Origin of the sequence: Escherichia sp. MOD1-EC5950 (assembly GCF_002965345.1) — a bacterium.
Classification (GTDB): domain Bacteria; phylum Pseudomonadota; class Gammaproteobacteria; order Enterobacterales; family Enterobacteriaceae; genus Escherichia; species Escherichia marmotae.
On record NZ_PTSR01000076.1, the window covers coordinates 1 to 2242 of the forward strand.

Consider the following 2242-nt stretch of genomic DNA (forward strand, 5'->3'; position numbering starts at 1 on the left):
CAGAAGGAAGTTATACGAATACCGGAATGCTAATGGCGTGAAAATTTCTGTGAAGATGAGGTCACCGGAACATTACGGTCATCGCATGGTATTAATTCAGATATCAGCTCAAAAACAGGGCATGACCGTAGCCTGACAGCGCAGGAAACAAAAGATGTGCGTGATGCCATGGATGTCATTAATAACCATCGCACGACGGATAACAGCAGTCATACTGACAATGCCTCTTCGTCCCTGTCTGAGCAGCTGGCCAGCAACCTGAGCGATTTGCAGAGCCAGATTAAGCAGTATAATGATGCACTTAACCGCAGCCATGAATATGCGCAGATGGCCAGTTATGCGGAAAACAACAGTGCAAGTATTAACAGCAACTACAGTCAGGAGTTTGTTAACTATGTGCATCAGTCTGCTCCGGGACGTGCCACGACCGTGCTGACCGATGCCGGAAATCCGTCACTGCGGGCGGAGCGGGAACAACTGGCGCAGGCATTTGTGGATGAGAAACTGAAACCCCAGCTGGAGCAGGAATTCAGGGAAAACCGGTTGCGGGCTTCAGAAGGTATGGGCAGCGTCGGGCCAGCCGTGGATATGCAGAGTGACCTGAAGCGAGCGTATGCAGAGAATTTTGCTGACATGCAGCAACGGGCTTCCGGCGCATCGGTTCAGGGTGCAGAGCAGATCCAGAAACAGGTGCGTGATACCCGTCAGACTGTGGAAGCGCAGGTGCTGAAAAATGAGCAGGAAATGGCATCATCTCAGCAGGAACTGAAGACACAACGGAACACGCTTGCGGGGCAGCATAAGGAGAGTGAAAAGGCTTTCGGTGAGGCTCTGGCGCAGGAGAAAGAAAAGCAGAAGCCCTGGCCGTTGTCGCCATCAGGTGCCTGGAATTCAGATAAAGATGAAGAGAATATGCAACGTCTGAGGGATGCTGCAAAGTGGAAGGACAAATAAAAGAAGAGAGAGTTATGGCAGGACAATTAACTGAAAAATTAAAAACGTTTAACTGGAAAGATGACAGGCTACGTATGTGGCCTGGTTGTAAATTTGGTGTGCAGATAACAGCATGTTGTATTTCAGTATCATTTTTTATGACGTTCTGTGCAGCTCTGGTTTACGGTGAAAGTGCTATGGGGCTATTAGTATGTTTTCTGGTTGTGCACTTTTTCTCTGCAATTATTACAATTGTTGTGCTGTGGGAAATATCTTCTACTCAGTATGTTCTTATGAAAATAGCGCCTGAAACGGATATTATTTCAAAATCAGAACAACTGAAAAAACGATGTGTATTGTATGCCAGCAGAGTGGCCCTGATCATTATCGCTGTTGCTGTTGGATTTGAACTGCAATTTGTCCTTTTCTCGGGGGCGGTGTTTGCTTTATTGGGGGCAATTTTTACATGTGTTTTTTCTTATAAAGTGAGAAAACTATATCCTGACGATTTTGTCCGATTTGTTTATGTTAATCTGCCTGGAGAGTGTCGTTCAAAAGACGATGTGTGTTGTTCCAGTAGTAATGAAGTTAACCCGGCAACTGGACTTCTCATGTTAGATGATACAATTGATGTGGGTGGGAATGCCTGGGGAATGAATAATCATCGCTGGGATGACCGTTGGTAAAAATACAGGTACGATTAATGCGATAATCCAGAGGCGTTATCCGCAATTGTTTTTTGTTTAAGGATAAATTTATGTTGTTAAATCGTAAAAATAACTTTATCGCTGCGATTGTTCTGGGGGCGTTTCTCCTGTCTGGCTGTGGTGCGATGAGCACCGCAATTAAAAAGCGTAATCTGGAAGTCAAAACCCAGATGAGTGAAACCATCTGGCTTGAACCTTCCACGGATCGCACCGTTTATCTGCAAATCAAAAATACTTCCGATAAGGACATGAGTGGCCTTCAGGGGAAAATTAACAGCCAGGTGCAGGCGAAAGGCTATCGTATCGTGAATAATCCTGCCGACGCGCATTACTGGATTCAGGCGAACGTACTGAAAGCCGATAAAATGGATTTGCGGGAAGCACAGGGCTTTCTGAGTCGGGGGTACGAGGGGGCTGTTCAGGCTGCGGCGTTAGGGGCAGGCATTACAGCCTATAACTCCAATTCTGCCGGAGCCACGCTGGGGGTAGGACTGGCTGCCGGCCTTGTGGGAATGGCGGCTGATGCGATGGTGGAAGATATCAACTACACCATGGTAACTGATGTGCAGATCGCAGAGCGCACTTCCGCGCAGGTGACGACT

Annotated in this window: 2 protein-coding genes and 1 pseudogene; all 3 read left to right on the top strand. The window is 47.1% G+C overall.

What is annotated here, in order from left to right; genetic code table 11:
• Window positions 1–66: 66 nt before the first annotated feature.
• Window positions 67–954: pseudogene (locus BEA93_RS24145) on the top strand (conjugal transfer mating-pair stabilization protein TraG); the annotation flags it as partial.
• A gap of 14 nt (window positions 955–968) precedes the next feature.
• A complete protein-coding gene (locus BEA93_RS24150) occupies window positions 969–1619 on the top strand; it encodes a hypothetical protein (RefSeq protein WP_105225247.1) in 651 nt (216 codons plus the stop codon).
• A gap of 71 nt (window positions 1620–1690) precedes the next feature.
• On the top strand, window positions 1691–2242 hold a 552-nt coding region (gene traT / locus BEA93_RS24155), incomplete at its 3' end, for a complement resistance protein TraT (RefSeq protein ID WP_105267685.1).

Bases quoted from the DNA above. Each gene is read 5' to 3' on its own strand.
- BEA93_RS24150 (WP_105225247.1), top strand. From the start codon at position 969: ATGGCAGGACAATTAACTGAAAAATTAAAAACGTTTAACTGGAAAGAT.